This window comes from Amycolatopsis sp. NPDC051106 (assembly GCF_040682775.1).
Lineage (GTDB): Bacteria > Actinomycetota > Actinomycetes > Mycobacteriales > Pseudonocardiaceae > Amycolatopsis.
Genome location: NZ_JBFBBQ010000037.1, coordinates 38025 through 53012, shown reverse-complemented (window position 1 = coordinate 53012; position 14988 = coordinate 38025). Strand labels below are relative to the sequence as shown.

At 71.8% G+C, this 14988-nt stretch carries 17 protein-coding genes; 9 read left to right on the top strand and 8 right to left on the bottom strand.

Going from position 1 to position 14988, the window contains the following annotated elements; all coding sequences use genetic code 11:
* The first annotated feature begins 89 nt into the window (after positions 1-89).
* Both AB0M83_RS26060 and AB0M83_RS26055 read left to right on the top strand, forming a co-directional pair.
* Entirely contained in the window at positions 90-788 is a 699-nt protein-coding gene (locus AB0M83_RS26060) for an SDR family NAD(P)-dependent oxidoreductase (RefSeq protein WP_364521017.1), read from the top strand.
* A 10-nt stretch (positions 789-798) separates the two neighbouring features.
* Positions 799-1524 carry a nucleotidyltransferase domain-containing protein gene (locus AB0M83_RS26055; protein WP_364520984.1) on the top strand — a complete coding sequence of 242 codons (726 nt, stop codon included), beginning with the start codon at positions 799-801 and terminating at the stop codon, positions 1522-1524.
* Here AB0M83_RS26055 and AB0M83_RS26050 read toward each other — a convergent pair.
* Both AB0M83_RS26050 and AB0M83_RS26045 read right to left on the bottom strand, forming a co-directional pair.
* Positions 1521-2801: a 6-phospho-beta-glucosidase gene (locus AB0M83_RS26050; RefSeq protein WP_364520983.1), complete on the bottom strand. Its 1281-nt coding sequence runs from the start codon at positions 2799-2801 to the stop codon at positions 1521-1523. The genes AB0M83_RS26055 and AB0M83_RS26050 overlap by 4 nt on opposite strands.
* The gene (locus tag AB0M83_RS26045; RefSeq protein WP_364520982.1) at positions 2798-3541 is read right to left on the bottom strand and encodes a DeoR/GlpR family DNA-binding transcription regulator; all 744 of its coding nucleotides are present in this window, start codon (positions 3539-3541) and stop codon (positions 2798-2800) included. Before AB0M83_RS26045 ends, AB0M83_RS26050 begins: the two co-directional genes overlap by 4 nt.
* A 114-nt stretch (positions 3542-3655) precedes the next feature.
* Between AB0M83_RS26045 and AB0M83_RS26040 the strand changes: the two genes are divergently transcribed.
* The 5 genes from AB0M83_RS26040 (at position 3656) to AB0M83_RS26020 (ending at position 7539) form a co-directional block, all read left to right on the top strand.
* Positions 3656-4684 (top strand): PfkB family carbohydrate kinase, encoded by a 1029-nt coding sequence (locus tag AB0M83_RS26040; RefSeq protein ID WP_364520981.1) that lies wholly within the window; start codon positions 3656-3658, stop codon positions 4682-4684.
* Positions 4684-5388, top strand: a complete 705-nt coding sequence (locus AB0M83_RS26035) for a heavy metal-binding domain-containing protein (protein ID WP_364520980.1) — start codon at positions 4684-4686, stop codon at positions 5386-5388. Before AB0M83_RS26040 ends, AB0M83_RS26035 begins: the two co-directional genes overlap by 1 nt.
* Positions 5389-5512: 124 nt before the next feature.
* Positions 5513-6310 carry a heavy metal-binding domain-containing protein gene (locus tag AB0M83_RS26030; protein ID WP_364520979.1) on the top strand — a complete coding sequence of 266 codons (798 nt, stop codon included), beginning with the start codon at positions 5513-5515 and terminating at the stop codon, positions 6308-6310.
* Between the two features lie 9 nt (positions 6311-6319).
* Positions 6320-7138, top strand: a complete 819-nt coding sequence (locus AB0M83_RS26025) for a heavy metal-binding domain-containing protein (RefSeq protein WP_364520978.1) — start codon at positions 6320-6322, stop codon at positions 7136-7138.
* A complete protein-coding gene (locus AB0M83_RS26020; RefSeq protein ID WP_364520977.1) occupies positions 7138-7539 on the top strand; it encodes a hypothetical protein in 402 nt (133 codons plus the stop codon). Before AB0M83_RS26025 ends, AB0M83_RS26020 begins: the two co-directional genes overlap by 1 nt.
* A 156-nt stretch (positions 7540-7695) precedes the next feature.
* On the opposite strand, the gene AB0M83_RS26015 is transcribed toward AB0M83_RS26020, so the two are convergent.
* Positions 7696-8547 (bottom strand): alpha/beta fold hydrolase, encoded by an 852-nt coding sequence (locus tag AB0M83_RS26015; RefSeq protein ID WP_364520976.1) that lies wholly within the window; start codon positions 8545-8547, stop codon positions 7696-7698.
* Between the two features lie 75 nt (positions 8548-8622).
* Between AB0M83_RS26015 and AB0M83_RS26010 the strand changes: the two genes are divergently transcribed.
* Positions 8623-9216 (top strand): CGNR zinc finger domain-containing protein, encoded by a 594-nt coding sequence (locus AB0M83_RS26010; RefSeq protein WP_364520975.1) that lies wholly within the window; start codon positions 8623-8625, stop codon positions 9214-9216.
* Positions 9217-9561: 345 nt separating this feature from the next.
* On the opposite strand, the gene AB0M83_RS26005 is transcribed toward AB0M83_RS26010, so the two are convergent.
* Positions 9562-10398, bottom strand: a complete 837-nt coding sequence (locus AB0M83_RS26005; protein WP_364520974.1) for an oxidoreductase — start codon at positions 10396-10398, stop codon at positions 9562-9564.
* Between the two features lie 110 nt (positions 10399-10508).
* Between AB0M83_RS26005 and AB0M83_RS26000 the strand changes: the two genes are divergently transcribed.
* Positions 10509-11069, top strand: a complete 561-nt coding sequence (locus AB0M83_RS26000; protein WP_364520973.1) for a TetR family transcriptional regulator — start codon at positions 10509-10511, stop codon at positions 11067-11069.
* Positions 11070-11193: 124 nt separating this feature from the next.
* Here AB0M83_RS26000 and AB0M83_RS25995 read toward each other — a convergent pair whose 3' ends face one another.
* The 4 genes from AB0M83_RS25995 to AB0M83_RS25980 form a co-directional block, all read right to left on the bottom strand.
* On the bottom strand, positions 11194-11949 hold the full coding sequence (locus tag AB0M83_RS25995) for an SDR family oxidoreductase (protein WP_364520972.1): 756 nt from the start codon (positions 11947-11949) through the stop codon (positions 11194-11196).
* Between the two features lie 63 nt (positions 11950-12012).
* Positions 12013-12858: a hypothetical protein gene (locus tag AB0M83_RS25990; protein WP_364520971.1), complete on the bottom strand. Its 846-nt coding sequence runs from the start codon at positions 12856-12858 to the stop codon at positions 12013-12015.
* 10 nt (positions 12859-12868) lie between these two features.
* A complete protein-coding gene (locus AB0M83_RS25985; RefSeq protein WP_364520970.1) occupies positions 12869-14074 on the bottom strand; it encodes a cytochrome P450 in 1206 nt (401 codons plus the stop codon).
* Between the two features lie 98 nt (positions 14075-14172).
* Positions 14173-14895: an SDR family oxidoreductase gene (locus tag AB0M83_RS25980; protein WP_364520969.1), complete on the bottom strand. Its 723-nt coding sequence runs from the start codon at positions 14893-14895 to the stop codon at positions 14173-14175.
* Between the last annotated feature and the right edge of the window lie 93 nt (positions 14896-14988).

Below are 14988 nucleotides of genomic sequence, written 5' to 3'. Positions count from 1 at the left end.
GACATTCGCCGCATCAAGTTGACGTCACCCTCATGTTATGGCTAAGTTGAGAACAGTCTCACATTAGCCGAGGAGGACCTTTGTCCAAAGTGATCGCCGTCCTGGGAGTCGGCCCGGGGCTCGGCCTGTCGATCGCCCGCCGTTTCGGCCGCGAAGGCTTCACGACGGCGCTGGTCTCGCGCACCGAAGTCCGGCACGCGAGCTACCGCGAGTCCCTGGGCGACACCACGCACACCTACACCGCGGACGTGACCGACCCCGCCGAACTGAAAGACGTTCTAGCGCGCATCGAGGCCGAGGCGGGCGAGATCGACACGGTGTACTTCGGCCCGGCGGACATCTCCGGCCCCCGTCCCGCCTCCCTGACCGAAACGGGCGCCGAAGCGCTGCGCGCGGCGTTCGACGCGATCGCGCTCCCGGCGGCGAGGCTCGTCGAAGCGGTCCTGCCACGCATGCTCGAACGCGGCTCGGGCGCGCTGCTCTTCGCCGGCGGGCTGAGCGGCAAGTACCCGATGCCGATGCTGGGCAGCCTCGCGCCGGCGTCGGCGGCGCTGCGCATGTACGTCCTGACGCTGAACGCGGCCCTGAGCGAAACCGGCGTCTACGCGGGAACGCTGACGATCGGCGGCCTCATCGAGGGCGGCGACATCCACCGTGAGTTCACCAAGCAGGACCACGGCTTCGCGGTCGGCACCCTCGATCCGGACGACATCGCCGACAAGGCGTGGTCGCTGTACGTCGAGCGCGGCGAAGCGGAAGCGGAGTTCACCGCGATGGCCGCGGTCTAACCTGGGGATCATGTTCACTTCGGGCGATCGGAACCTGCTCCGCGAAGCGCTGGTCGAGGCGGCCCGGTCGGACGAGCGCGTCACCGGCGCCGCGCTCACCGGCTCGGCCGCGCTCGACGCCGAAGACGAGTGGTCGGACATCGACCTCGCCTTCGCGGTCGCCGGCGAGCCCGAGCCGGTGCTCGCGGATTTCACCGCGCGGATGTACGGCGAGCACGGCGCCGTGCACCACATGGACGTCGTCTTCGAGCGGACCGTGTTCCGCGTCTTCCTGCTGGCGAACACCCTGCAGGTCGACCTGGCGTTCTGGCCGGAGGCGGCCTTCGGCGCGACGACGCCGAAGTTCCGGCTGCTGTTCGGCACGCCCCAGGACCGCCCGCAGTCACGACCTCCGGAGGCGCGGCGGCTGATCGACCTGGCCTGGCTGCACGCCCTGCACGCGCGGTCGAGCATCGAACGCGGCCGCGGCTGGCAGGCCGAGTACATGATCGGCCGGGTCCGGGAGTTCACGCTGAGCCTGGCTTGCCTGCGCCACGGCGTTCCCGCCGTCGAGGGCCGTGGCCTGGACCAGCTGCCCGCCGACGTCACCAGGCCCTTCGAGGCAACGCTCGTCCGCGGGCTCGACGACCTGACCACGCCGTTCCGGGCCGTCACCGAACTCCTCGTCGGCGAGATCGAGCTGGTCGACGCCGACCTCGCCCACCGCTTGGCGCCGCTGCTGCGCGAACTTTGCTAAGCCAGGTAAGCGAGTTCCGGGTGCGCCGCGGCGTAGGCGTCGAGCAGCCGCCGCGCCGCGGAGACCGAGTCGACCAGCGGGTGCAGCGCGAACGCCCGCAACGCGGCCTCGCGTGAACCCGTCGTCGCGGCTTCGATCGTCGCGCGTTCAACGGCCTTGACCGCCGTCACCAGACCCACGGCGTGCCCGGGCAGCGGCGCGGTGGCGAGGGGCCGGGCACCGTTCGCGTCGACGACACACGGCACCTCGACGACCGCGTCGGCCGGCACCCCCGGGAGCGCGGATCCATTGTGGACGTTGAGGATCAGCGTCGTGCGTTCGCCGTACGCGATGGCCCGCATCAACGCCAAGGCGACTTTCTCGTAGCCGCCGCCTTCGAGATCGTCACGCTCGCCCTCGCGCGTCTCGGCCATGTACGTCGCTTCGCGCTCCAAACGCGTGCGTTCCCACGACGCCAGCGAAGGTTCCGCGTAGAACCCGCGTTGCTGCTCCAGCAACTGGGCCCCGCGCGACCGGGAGCTCATCGCTTCGCGGGCGAAGTAGTAATAGTGCAGGTACTCGTTGGGCAGCGCGCCGAGGGCACGCAGCCAGTCCGCGCCGAAGAGCTTGCCCTCCTCGAACGACTCCAGCGCCCCGGTGTCGGCGAGCAGCCGCGGCAGGACGTCCTCGCCTCCGACGCGGACCGCGCGCAGCCAGCCGAGGTGGTTGAGGCCGGCGTAGTCGAACCACGCTGTCGCCGGGTCGATGCCGAGAGCGCGCGCGACGCGGCGGCACAGCCCCACCGGCGAGTCGCAGATGCCGAGCACGCGGCCGCCGAGGTGGGCGGTCATCGCCTCGGTGACCATCCCGGCGGGGTTGGTGAAGTTGATGACCCACGCTCGCGGAGCCAGCTCCGCGATCTTCCGCGCCAGTTCGACGGCGACGGGAACGGTCCGCAGCCCGTAGGCGATCCCGCCGGCACCGACGGTTTCCTGACCCAGCACGCCTTCCGCGTGCGCGACCTGCTCGTCGATCCGGCGGCCGCGCAACCCGCCGACGCGGATGGCGGAGAACACGAAGTCTGCATCGGACAGTGCGGTGCCCAGGTCGGTGGTGGTCCGCACCCGCGGCGCCGTCTTCGCGCCGGCGGCCTGCTCGGCGAGAACGCGTTCGATCGCCGCGAGCCGCCCGGCGTCGACGTCGTGCAGAACCAGCTCGGTGACGCCGCCGCCCGCCAGCAACGCGCCGTGCACCAACGGCACCCGGAACCCGCCGCCACCCAAGATCGCCAACCTCATCGCAGCACCTCGACGCCCGCCTCGCGCAACGCCGAACAGGTCGGCTCGTGGGCTCCGGGGCTCGTCACGACGACGTCGAGCGCGTCCGGGCCGCAGACCCGGGCCAGGCCGGTGCCGGGGAACTTCCCCGCGTCGGCGAGCAGCACCACGCGGTCGCCCGCGGCGACCATCGCGCGCTTGACCGGCACCTCGACCACCGTCGAGTCCATCACGTGGCCGTCGCCGCGGATACCGCTCGTGCCGAGGAAGACGGTGTCGGCGTGGATCTGGCGCAGCGCGTCCTCGGTCAGGAATCCCACCATCGAGTGATAGCTGCGCCGGACCACACCGCCGAGCAGCACCAGCTGGACGTCGTCGGCGTCCTTCAGCTCGTCGTAGACGGCGAGGCTGCTGGTGATCACCGTCAGCGCGCGGTCGCGCAGGTGCCGTGCCAGCCGATGCGCGGTCGTGCCGATGTCGAGGAGCACGGTGTCGCCGTCGGCGACCAGGCCCGCCGCGCGCCGGGCGACGGCGTCCTTGTCGTCGGCCCGTTCGGCGGCCACGCGCGCGAACGGCTCGTCGTCGGCCGCCATCGCGCCGCCGTGGACGCGGGTCAACCGGCCCTCGCGATCGAGCCGCACCAGGTCACGGCGCACGGTGGCCTGGCTGACGCCCAGCCGTTCGGCCAGCACGCCGACCGGCGCCGGGCCCTCCGCGCGGAGAGCCCGGAGGATCAGCTCGTGGCGGCGCTGGGGCAGCATGCCGGGACGATAGCAGTCAAACTCGCTCATCAAGCGAGCGAGTTTGCGCGTCTCTTGCGTATTTCGCGCACCTGAAGCACGCTCGTGCGCATCCTCGAGTCCCGGAGGTGCCCCGTGCCGGCCGAGTCCGCACCCGACATCGATGTCTTCCTGTCCGGCCTGTTGTTCTTCGACCTGGTCTTCACCGGGCTCGAAGGACCGCCGGAGCCGGGCACGGAGGTGTGGACAGGCGGCATGGGCTCGGGGCCGGGGGGCATCGCGAACTTCGCGGTGGCGCTGAGCCGCCTCGGCCTGCGGACGTCGCTGGCGGCGGCGTTCGGCACCGACGTCTACGGGCGCTACTGCTGGGACGTGCTTTCGCGGCAGGAGCACATCGACCTGTCGCGGTCGCGGCGGTTCCCGGAGTGGCACTCCCCCGTCACCGTCTCCCTCGCCTACGCCGGCGACCGGGCGATGGTCACGCACGGCCACCCGCCGCCCGTCCCGGTCGCCGAGCTGGCCGGCTCGCCGCCGCCGAGCCGCGCGACCGTCGCGCACATCGGCCTCGACACGGCCGAGTGGGTCCACACCGCGCACCAGGCCGGCAGTCTCGTGTTCGCCGACGTCGGCTGGGACCCGTCGGAGGCGTGGTCGGCCGCGCTGCTCGAGCAGCTGGCGTGCTGCCACGCGTTCCTGCCCAACGACGTCGAAGCGATGCGCTACACCCGCACGGACACCCCGGAAGCGGCCTTGGCGGCGCTCGCCGACCTGGTCCCGGTCGCGGTGATCACCCGCGGCGCCGCCGGGGTGCTGGCCGTCGACGCCACCACCGGCGAGACGGCGGACATCCCGGCGCTGCCGGTGAACGTGCTCGACGCGACCGGCGCGGGCGACGTCTTCGGCGCGGGGTTCGTCGCGGCGACCCTGACCGGCTGGCCGCTGGCGGACCGGCTCCGGTTTGCCGGTCTCACGGCCGGGCTGTCGGTCCAGCACTTCGGCGGCGCGCTGGCCGCACCGGGCTGGCACGAAATCGCGGAGTGGCACGCGCGCAACCGGCGCGCGGACTACGCGTTCCTCGACGACGTCCTGCCCGCCGAAACGATCGCCGAGACGTCCCGCCGGGGCCCGGTGACGCTCGGCTTCGGCGACGACAGCTGGCGCTAGTGCACCCGCGCGCCGGCCGGTACACGGCGTCGGGACTGCGGACGTCGCTGCTGTCGGTGCCGGGCGCGGTCGGTGCCGAAGCGGTGGGGCTGCGGCCGATCGGCGAGGTGATGGGCTGCGTCGTCTCGCGGTCCGAGGACGTGACATCGGGCCTGCGCCGCGGCTACGCGACGGCCCTGGACCGGCTGCGCGAAGAGGCTGTTTCGCTCGGCGCGGACGGTGTCCTGGCGATCGGCTGCACGGTGACCCGGGTGAGCGCGGCGGTCCACGAGTTCGTGGTCCTGGGCACGGCGGTCCGCGCGGTGCGCGGCGTCCGCCCGCCACGGCCGTTCACGACGGGGCTGTCCGGTCCGGACGTGGCGAAGCTGCTGCTGGCGGGCTGGGTCCCGGTGACGCTGGCGATCGGCATCGACGGCGCGACGGCGTTCGACATCGCCATGACGGACCGGCCGGGCGCGGAGGCGGTGGTGCCGACCGAGCTGGTGACCAGCGTCCGGGCGGCGGCGCGGGCGGAGTTCCTGGCGGCGGTGCGCGCATCGGGAGCGGACGGCGGCCTGGTGTCGTCGACGACGGTGCGGGCGTGGGCCTTGGGCCACACGGGAGCGACGGCGGTGGCGAGCGTGTTCGGCACGGCGGTGGCGCGGTTCGGGACGGGTCCGGCGCCGACGTCGTCGCTCCCGGTGCTGCCGCTGGACGGCCGGTGAGTTCCCGAAACCCGGCGACGACCGGACCTTCCGGACATACCCGTTGATCACCCCGCGCGCGCCTCCTGCCCGCGCGGATCCGTGCCACGATGGAAGCGAAAGCCCGGTCGAAGGAGGTCAGCCAGTGCCCGAGTGGGACGGTCGTGGCCTGCCGCCCGTCGCGCGGGCTCGCGTCGAGCGCTACGCCTCGTCCGGGCTGAAGACGTCGCTGCTGACCGTGCCCGGCGCCGTCGGAGCGGAAGTGGCCGGCTTCACCGCCGTCGGCGAGGTCATGGGCTGCGTCGTGCAGCAGGTCGGCTGGACCGGGCCGGGCGCGTGGGCCGCCGACCAGGTCAAGCTGCTCTCGGGCATGCTGCGCCAGGGCTACGCGACCGCGCTCGACCGGCTCGGGCAGGAAGCCACCGCCCTCGGCGCCGACGGCGTCCTCGGGATCAAGGTCACCGTCACCGCGCTCGACGACGTGATGCAGGAGTTCACCGCCCTCGGCACGGCCGTGCGCGCCGAAACCGACCAGCGGCCGGGCCGCCTGTTCACCACCGAGCTGCCGGGCCAGGACGTCGGCAAGCTGATGCAGGCGGGCTGGGTGCCGGTGCGGATGGCGGTCGGCGTCGCCGGGCGCGCGCACTTCGACTACAACATGCAGTACCAGGTCAACCCGCTGGCCGGGAACACCGAAGTCGACGCGCCGACGAAGGTCGTCACCGAGGTCCGCGGTGCGGCGCGGGCGGAGTTCGCCCGCGCGATCCGCGACTGCGGCGCCGACGGCGGCATCGTCTCGGGCATGACGCTGCGGACCTGGCCGGTGCAGGAGGTTGCGGTGGCCGGCATCGCCACCGTCACCGGCACCGCGATCGCCCGCTTCCACGAAGGCCGCGCCGCCCCGACCAGCGCGCTCAAGATCCTGCCGTTGAACCGTTCCTGAGGAGGCCTCGTGACCACCGCGGATCCCGCCGCGCAGCACATCCCCGAGGATGCGATGCGCCGGCTCGCCGAGATGCGGCCGGGCCAGAAGACCAGCCTCTTCACGTCCGACCTGAGCGTCAACGAGTTCCTCCTCGTGCGCGAAGCCGGGTTCCGGCCGCTCGGGCTCGTGCTCGGCTCGAGCATCTACCACGTCGGCTTCCAGATGGGACGGTGGAGCAAGAACCAGGAGCTGGACCGGCTTTCGCAGGCGATGTACCACGCCCGCGAGCTCGCGATGTCCCGGATGGAGGCGGAGGCGGACGTCCTCGGCGCCGACGGGATCGTCGCGGTCCGCCTGGAGATCGAGTTCAAGGAGTTCGGCAGCGACCTCGCCGAGTTCATCGCCGTCGGCACCGCGGTGAAGGCCGACGAACCCGGCGAATGGCGCAACAACACCGGGAAGCCGTTCACCTCGGACCTGTCCGGGCAGGACTTCTGGACGCTGGTGCAGGCCGGCTACGCGCCGCTGGGCATGGTGATGGGCACGTGCGTCTACCACATCGCACACCAGCGGTTCCGGCAGATGATGGGCAACATCGGCCAGAACGTCGAGATCCCGCAGTACACCGAGGCGTTGTACGACGCGCGCGAGCTCGCGATGTCGCGGATGCAGACGGAAGCCGAACAGCTGGAGGCGGAGGGCATCGTCGGGGTGCAGCTGCTGTCGCTGCCGCACCGCTGGGGCGGGCACACGACGGAGTTCTTCGCGATCGGCACGGCGGTGAAGCCGTTGCGCGCCGACCACCACATCGCCAAGCCGCAGCTCGTGCTGCCCCTGACCGACTGATGAGCGGCGAGCTGGACTTCCACCTGGTGGCGGCTGCCCTGCGCACGGACCGCGCGGACGTCGAGTCCTACCACCGGGTCCTGTCCGACACGCTGGGCAGCGCGTTGCCGCCGGGCATGGTCGAGGTCGACCGGCGACGCACGTTCGCCGACCGCGTCGCGGGCCGCGACGGCCAGGCGGTCGCGGTGCGGGTCCGGACGCCGGACCGGGTGCTGGTGCTGAGCACCGGGAAGCACGGCGGGGTCGCGGCGGAGATCCACCAGGTGGTCCGGGGCGTGGTGATCAGCCGCAAGGAGACCGCGGTCGACGACTGGCTCGCGGCGCTGGCGCAGGAGTTGACGGCGTTGGCGTCGAAGGACGCGAAAGCCCGGGATGCGCTCTCGCGGTTGCTGGGTGGTTGAAAAGTCCTTGCTGTGCAAGGGAAGTGCAGCATGAGCCGGATGACGCGCCCCCGATGTAGAGTCTAGTCCGCGGGTACGACATTCCTGGGGTGACGGCCGGACTGCCCGGCCGTCACCCGCGGGATCTCCGCGGAGAATGATGCGGGGCAACGCGGTTCAGCCCACCACCCGGCCCAGGAACCCGCGGACGTAGCCGGCGATGGCGTCCAAGTGCGTTTCGAGCGCGAAGTGACCCGAGTCGAGGAGGTGGATCTCGGCGTCGGGCAGGTCGCGGGCGTAGGCGCGGGCGCCGTCGGCGATGAAGATTTCGTCGTTGCCTCCCCAGACGGCGAGCAGCGGGACCTGGCTGGTCCGGAAGTATTCGTGGAACTTCGGGTACAGGCCGATGTTGTGGTGGTAGTCCGCGAGCAGCGCCATCTGGATTTCGGCGCCGCCGGGCCGGTCGAGCAGTGCCTGGTCGTGGATCCAGACGTCCGGGCTGACCAGCGCCGGGTCGGGCACGCCGTCGAGGTACTGCGCCCGCGTGGCTTCGAGGCTGACCATGCCGCGCAGGTCCTCGTCCGTCAGCGTGCCGGCGGCGAGCCGCTGCGGCAGCCCGGCACCCAGGCCGTCGACGTAGGCGTTGCCGTTCTGCGTGACGATCGCGGTGACCCGCTCCGGGTTCCCGGCCGCGATGCGCAGGCCGACCGGGGCGCCGAAGTCCTGGATGTAGAGCGCGAAGCGGTCGAGGCCGATCTCGTCGAGCAGACCGAGGGTGAGCTCGGCCAGGGCGTCGAAGGTGTAGGTGAACTCGCCGACCGGCGGCGCGTCGGACGCACCCGCGCCGAGGTAGTCGGGCGCGACGACGTGGTAGCGGTCGGCCAGCGCCGGGATGAGGTGGCGGTACATGTGCGAGCTCGTCGGAAATCCGTGGAGCAGCACGATCGTGGGAGCGCCGGCGGGCCCGGCCTCCCGGTAGAACAGCCGGCGCCCGGCAACGGTGGCAAAGCGGTGATACACGGCGACCATCGGTTTCTCCTCGCGTCTCATGGATACTTGCTCATTTATCCATGAGACGGCGTAGGCTGTCAACGAGCCTGGAAGATGAAGGACGAACTTCGGGAGGCGAACGTGGTCACTGCGGCACCCGGCGAAGAGCGCTCCCCCGCGCTGGCGCTGGTCAACACCCGCCGGCTCGGCACCGGCGGCGAGGTCGACGACCTGGCCCAGCCCCGCGCGGCCGCCGAGTGGCTGCGCCTGCCCGCCGCCATTTTGGACGCGGACGACCTTCGCCGCGTCACAGATCTACGTGCGGCGGTCCGCGAGCTGCTGGTCGCACTGGCGGAGGACCGCGCACCGGCCGCGGCCGCGGTGGAGACGGTGAACGCGGCCGCCCGCGCCGACGCCGCCGCGCCGCAGCTCACCTGGCCGGCCGGGCCGCACCGGGAGTGGCACAGCACCAGCCCGGGCAGCCTGGAGGAGGCCTTGGCCGCGCTCGCCCGCGACGCGATCGACGTGGTCACCGGCGAGTTCGGCCCCCTGGTGCGCCCGTGCGAAGCCCACGGCTGCGTACGGTTCTTCTTCCGCGAGCACGCCCGCCGCCGCTGGTGCTCGACAACCTGCGGCGACCGCGTCCGCGCGGCCCGGCACCAGCGGCTGGTGGTCGAGCAACGGGAGTCGCCTCAGCGACGCCCTTGAGGTCGACCCGCCTGGCGTTGCCGGACTTCGCCGCCTTCGCGGGCCGGCGTGGGCCGGACTCGTTGTGCACCGCTCGGGTCTCTAGCGCCTGCGCCGCTGGTCCACCACCGGAGTTGCCGCCGGCGCTGCTCACGACCGGCCGCCCCGGCACCCGCTGTTGCCAGGAAGCCACGACGGTTGCCATTAGCAAGGCCCCGAACCAGCCGCCCTGGGCAACCACCCCGCACTTACTGCCGCCGGTAACCGCCCACCACAGCTGCCACTGTCACCCCACGCTCGGCCGCCAGTCTGCGCCCATCGCACCACCGCCTTCGCTCGCTCCCCCACCGCGCCCCGGCACCTGCCTCACTCCGCGGCGAACACCGCCGAGCGGCTCACCTCGGCCCACTCCTCCACTTCCGCCCCGCGGGCACGATCCGACCGCCGCACCGCTTCGACCGCGTCCGCGCCGAGCAGGAGGCGCAGCGGGGGCGCGTCCAGCCGGACTACGTCGGCGAGGATGCGGGCTCCCCGGGCCGGGTCGCCTGCCTGCTTGCCGTCCGTCGCGTCGCGGAGGCGGTGCATCTCGCCCACCGAGGCGTCGTACTCCGGGCGGACCGGTGCGCGCTCCATGGAGGCGCCCTGCCAGTCCGTGCGGAACGCGCCCGGTTCGACGATCGTGACCTTCACGCCGAACGGCTTCACCTCCGCGTTGAGCACCTCGGAGAACCCCTCCACCGCGAACTTCGCCGCCTGGTACGCACCCAGCCCCGGCGACCCGCCGACCCGGCCGCCGACCGACGAGAACTGCAGGAAGTGCCCCGAACCCTGCTCGCGGAACACCGGCAGGGCTGCGCGCGTGACGTTGACGACGCCGAAGAAGTTGGCTTCGACCTGCGCCCGGAAGTCGTCCTCCGCCATGTCCTCGATCGGCGCGCTGTTCGCGTACCCCGCGTTGTTGGCCACGACGTCGAGCCCGCCGAACTCACGCACCGCGAAGGCCACAGCCTCCCGCGCGGCCGCGGGGTCGGTCACGTCCAGGGCGAACACCCGGACGTTGTCGCCGTACTCGGCCACCAGATCCTTCAGCTGCTCCGGCCGGCGCGCGGTGGCGACCACCCGGTCGCCGTCCTCGAGCGCGACCCGCGCCAGCTCCCGCCCGAACCCCCGGGAACTGCCGGTGATCAGCCAAGTCCTGCTCATGATGCCTCTCCTCGCTCGTCCGAACCGGCTAACCAACCGGTTGGTTACCTCTAGAGAACACCTGCCGGGCGAGTTTGTCAACCAACCAGTTAGTTGCTACCGTGACGGGTATGAGAGATGCGGCGGACACGAAGCGGCGACTGCTCGCCGCCGCCACGGAGGAGTTCGCGGAACGGGGCATCGCAGGCGCCCGCGTGGACCGGATCGCGGACGCCGCCGGCTGCAACAAAGCGATGCTCTACAAGTACTTCACCAACAAGGACAGCCTGTTCGACACGGTCTTCGGCGAATCGGTCGGCAAGTTCGTCCTCGAGGTCCCGGTCGACACCGATGACCTGCCGGGCTACGCCGGGAAGCTCTTCGACCGGTACGAAGAGCAACCGGAGACGCTGCGGCTGGCGGTCTGGCACCGGCTGGAGCGCCCCGACGGCAAGTGGGTCACCGAAATCGTGCTGGCCAACGAAATCCGGCTGCACGACCTGCAGCGAGCACAGGACGAAGGGAGGCTGTCCAAGCACTACACACCCATGGAGCTGCTGGTGCTGATCCAGTCGATCTCGACGGCGTGGGCAACGACCAATTCGGAACTCGGCGTACGCACGACCCTCTCCCGCGAGCAACGCCGAGGGCTGGTGGTGGACGCGGTGCGGCGGCTGATCGCGGAGCAGTGACGAGCGGTACGCGAACGCCTCGGGCACGGGTGGCGTGCAACCGGCGAACCATGCACCGCGCCGGGAGCGCGGCGAGCCAGGACGCCACAACCACGCGTCCCCGGCCCACCGCCGCCAGCCGTCGCTAGTCCACCAAGGCGCCGCAGCTGATGTTCACCGTCGAGGCCGTCATCGTCCTGGCTCGGTCCGAGGCCACGAATGCCGCCACCGCTCCCACGTCGGCCAGGGTTGCCGCTCGGCCGAGCATCGTCTTGCCCGCGATGTTCTCCTCGATCTCCTTTCGGGCTTCGAACTCCGCCGGCAGGGTCTCCGGGATGCCGCCCGTCCGGAGCGTCACCGTCCGGATCCCGCGCGGGCCCAGCTCCGCGGCCAGCTGGCGGCGCATCGCCTCGAGCGCGTGGAACGCCACCTGCAACCCGCCGACCGCGAACTCGCGCACGGGTTCGCCCGCGCCGCCGAAGAAGAGGAGCGCGCCTGATCCCTGCTTCACCATGTGGCGGGCCGCCGCGCGAGCAGTCAGGAACTGGGTCCGGACCGCCGTCAGGACCGGGCGCTCGTAGTCGGCCAGGGACATGTCGATCAGCGGCGTGCCCTGGACGTCGCCGTGGCTGATCAGGTTGTACGAAATGTCCACGCCGCCCTGGGCCGCCACCGCGTCCGCGTGGTCGTCGACCGAACGCGAGTCCAGGGCGTCCACCTCTGCCACCTCGGCCGATCCGCCCGCCGCGCGGATGCGCGTGGCGACCTCCTCCAGCCGGCCGCGCGTGCGGCCCGCGAGGAAGACCCGGGCGCCTTCCTCCGCGAAAGCGCAGGCCACGGCCGTGCCGATGCGGCCTCCGCCGCCGTAGACGATCGCGTTCTTGCCGGCGAGCAACGTCATGGTTCCCTCCGATGTCCGGATGCTGTCACCGGTGCGTCGAACGGGACCACGCGGATTCGACACTCACGGACGGGGGACGCCCATCGGGTTCGGGACCGGGATCACGCCCGTGTCGATCAGCGCCCGGCTCAGCGGGACGGCCAGCTCCAGCAGCCGCGCCAGACCGGCCGGGCCGAGCGCCTCCAGCGGGGCCGCCGCCAGTCGGTCCGTGTCCTCCTCGATCCGGCGCCGCACCTCCAGACCGGAAACCGTCAGCCGGCCGGACGAATCCAGCAGGCCGCGGGCCACCAAGCGAGAAACCGCAGACTCCCAGTCCGTGTCGGACCAGCCCCGGTGCGGCTGGACGTCGCCGCGAGCGATGACGCCGTCGCCGATGTGGGTCAACGTCGTCTCCAGGCCCGTCAGCCCCGCGTGGACCGCCGCCAGCACGTGGCCGTCGCCGCGGTGCTCGCGCAGCACCGTCGCCGCCAGCCACAGGCGGGCGAGCACCCCCGCCGGCCGGGGCACCGCGGCCCACGCCGCCGCCAACGGGCGTCCGTCGAAGTGACACGCGGACGCGGCCTGCTCCAGCAGCGAAGCCAGTTCGTCGAGCCCCGAAGGCCCAAGAGCACGAGAAAGAGCGGTTTCGACGGCCGAAAGCCGCGAGAGAAGCACATCCACAGGCGAAGCGAACGACCACGCGTCCGGCAGAGCCCGCGCCACCATCGCCGGGGCGAAGCCGAACAGCACGGACGTCGCCGCCGCCGGGCCGATCGCACCCAGCGGTGCGAGGCGGCCCGCGAAGTACCCCATCCAGTACCCGCGCAGGCCGGCCTCCTTCGCCGCCGCGGCCGTCTCCGGCGCGAAGTAGACGACCGCGTGCAGCGGTTCCACGGCCGCCCACAGCCGCCGGGCCGGTGATGCTGTCATGCCGCCATTCTCACCCCCAGGCGACCGGCAGCTCCCGCACCCCGTAGACCAGCGTGTTGTGCTTGTACGCCAACGACTCCCGCGGCACCGCCAGCCGCAGGTCCGGCACCCGGCGGAACAGCCGCGTCAGCGCTTCCTGCAGCTCGACGCGGGCCAGCTGCTGGCCGATGCACTGATGGGCACCGAAACCGAACGCGACGTGGGTGCGCGGCGACTCCCGGTGGAAGTCAAGCTTGTCGCCGCCGGGGAACAGCTCTTCGTCGCGGTTGGCCGAGTTCAGCGCCGCCACCAGCCACTCCCCCGCCTTCACCGACCGGGAACCGACCCGCACGTCCGCGGTCGCGTAGCGCAGCACGCCGAACTGGACGACCGACAGGTACCGCAGCAGTTCCTCGACCGCCCGGTCCGGCGCGGAAAGCACGATCTCGCGCTGGGCGGGATGGTCCAGCAGCACCAGCGTGCTGAGCGCGATCATGTTCGCCGTCGTCTCGTGGCCCGCCACCAGGAGGCTCAGCCCGAGCACGACGAGCTCTTCCATCGTCAGCGGATCACCGGAGGCGGCACCGCGGGAAATCAGTCTGCTGAACAGGTCGTCCTGCGGATTCCGCCGCTTGTCGTCGAAAAGCTCCGCCAGATACCCGGAAAGCTCGTCGTACGCCTGCTGCCCTTCCTCGCGCGTGGCGTCGGTGCTGACGAGGAACCCGCTCTGCCGCTGGAACCGCGAACGGTCCGCGTACGGGACGCCCAGCAGCTCGCAGATCACCAGCGACGGGATCGGCAACGCGAAGTCCTCGACCAGATCGGCGCGGCCGGGGCGCGCGAGCATCGCGTCGAGGTGGCTCTCCACCAGTTCCTGGACGTAGCCGCGCATCGCCTCCACGCGCCGCACGGTGAACTCCGCGATCACCATCTTCCGGATGCGGGAGTGGTCGGCGCCGTCGAGCTGGATGATCGAGCCGGGGCTGACCTCCTCGTCGAGGTCGGCGTCCGGGTGGACGTGCACCGAGGACGCGCCGCGCGAGCTCATCGTGCGATCGGCGAGCACCGCGCGGACGTCGCTGTACCGCGTCACCAGCCAGGCATCCATGCCGGCCGGGCAGCGCACCCGCGACGTCGGCGCGGTTTCCCGCAGCGTGGCGTAGTTTTCGGGCGGGTCGAACGGGCATCCGGCCGGTCGTGCCGTGGGGAGGGCCGGGATTTCGGATGCTGCCGTCACGGCGGATCACACCTCTCTTCCGGTGGTCAGGTCCCTTTCCACCATGGAGAGAACCGGTGCCGTCGTGGGACGTTCGACCCACTTCCGACCCGGATGGCCTAGCGGGCCCCGTAAGCGCCGCCGTTCACGTGCACGACCTGTCCCGTGACGTGACCGGCTCCCGGCGAAGCCAGGAACTGCACGGTTTCCGCGACCTCTTCCGGCGCGCCGGCCCGTTTGTTGAGCGCCACGGAGATCCGCGAGCTGAGCCATTCTTCGGTCAGCGTGCCGTGGAAGAACTCCGTGTCGAGGATGACGCCCGGGGCGACGACGTTGGCCGTGCCGGTGGCGCCGAGCTGCCGCGCCAGGTCGGTGTTCCACGCTTCGATCGCCGCTTTCGCCGCACCGTAGGAACCGGAGCCCTGCTTCGCCGCGACAGAGCCGAGAGTCACAACCCGCACGTTGTCCGCGAAGCGCGGCTTCAACGCAGTCGTCACGAGAACGGCGGAGACGACGTTCGCGTCGAAGTTCGCGCGCCACGCGTCCGCCACCCCGGCCAGGTCCGTGGGTGCCTCCCGGACGCGATCGGTGTTGCCACCGGCGTTGTTGACCAGGACGTCCACCCGCGCCGGCAGTTCCGCCAGCGCGGCCTGCACCGCCGCCGGGTCGCTCGCGTCGAACGACACCGCCCGCGCGCCGATCCGTTCCGCGGCCGCCTCCAGCACGTCCTTGCGGCGCCCCGTGACGGTCACCCGCTCGCCCGCCGCCGCGAACCGGGCGGCGATCGCCAGCCCGATGCCCGTGCCGCCCCCGGTGACCACGACTTCCCGCTGTTCGCTCATGGCGCCATCTTCGCCGAGGAAAGCCGTTACCCGCTTGACTTTCCCGCCGACCGGAACACCACCTCGCGGGCTTGGCCCGAGTTGCCGGATCAG

Coding starts and splice junctions, on each gene's coding strand:
- AB0M83_RS25995 (WP_364520972.1), bottom strand. CDS start 11,949: ATGACGTTGCTCGCCGGCAAGAACGCGATCGTCTACGGCGGCGGAGGC.
- AB0M83_RS26045 (WP_364520982.1), bottom strand. CDS start 3,541: ATGCTGCCCCAGCGCCGCCACGAGCTGATCCTCCGGGCTCTCCGCGCG.
- AB0M83_RS26010 (WP_364520975.1), top strand. CDS start 8,623: ATGAAGGACGAACTTCGGGAGGCGAACGTGGTCACTGCGGCACCCGGC.
- AB0M83_RS26020 (WP_364520977.1), top strand. CDS start 7,138: ATGAGCGGCGAGCTGGACTTCCACCTGGTGGCGGCTGCCCTGCGCACG.
- AB0M83_RS26005 (WP_364520974.1), bottom strand. CDS start 10,398: ATGAGCAGGACTTGGCTGATCACCGGCAGTTCCCGGGGGTTCGGGCGG.
- AB0M83_RS26015 (WP_364520976.1), bottom strand. CDS start 8,547: ATGGTCGCCGTGTATCACCGCTTTGCCACCGTTGCCGGGCGCCGGCTG.
- AB0M83_RS26055 (WP_364520984.1), top strand. CDS start 799: ATGTTCACTTCGGGCGATCGGAACCTGCTCCGCGAAGCGCTGGTCGAG.
- AB0M83_RS25990 (WP_364520971.1), bottom strand. CDS start 12,858: ATGACAGCATCACCGGCCCGGCGGCTGTGGGCGGCCGTGGAACCGCTG.
- AB0M83_RS26050 (WP_364520983.1), bottom strand. CDS start 2,801: ATGAGGTTGGCGATCTTGGGTGGCGGCGGGTTCCGGGTGCCGTTGGTG.
- AB0M83_RS26000 (WP_364520973.1), top strand. CDS start 10,509: ATGAGAGATGCGGCGGACACGAAGCGGCGACTGCTCGCCGCCGCCACG.
- AB0M83_RS25980 (WP_364520969.1), bottom strand. CDS start 14,895: ATGAGCGAACAGCGGGAAGTCGTGGTCACCGGGGGCGGCACGGGCATC.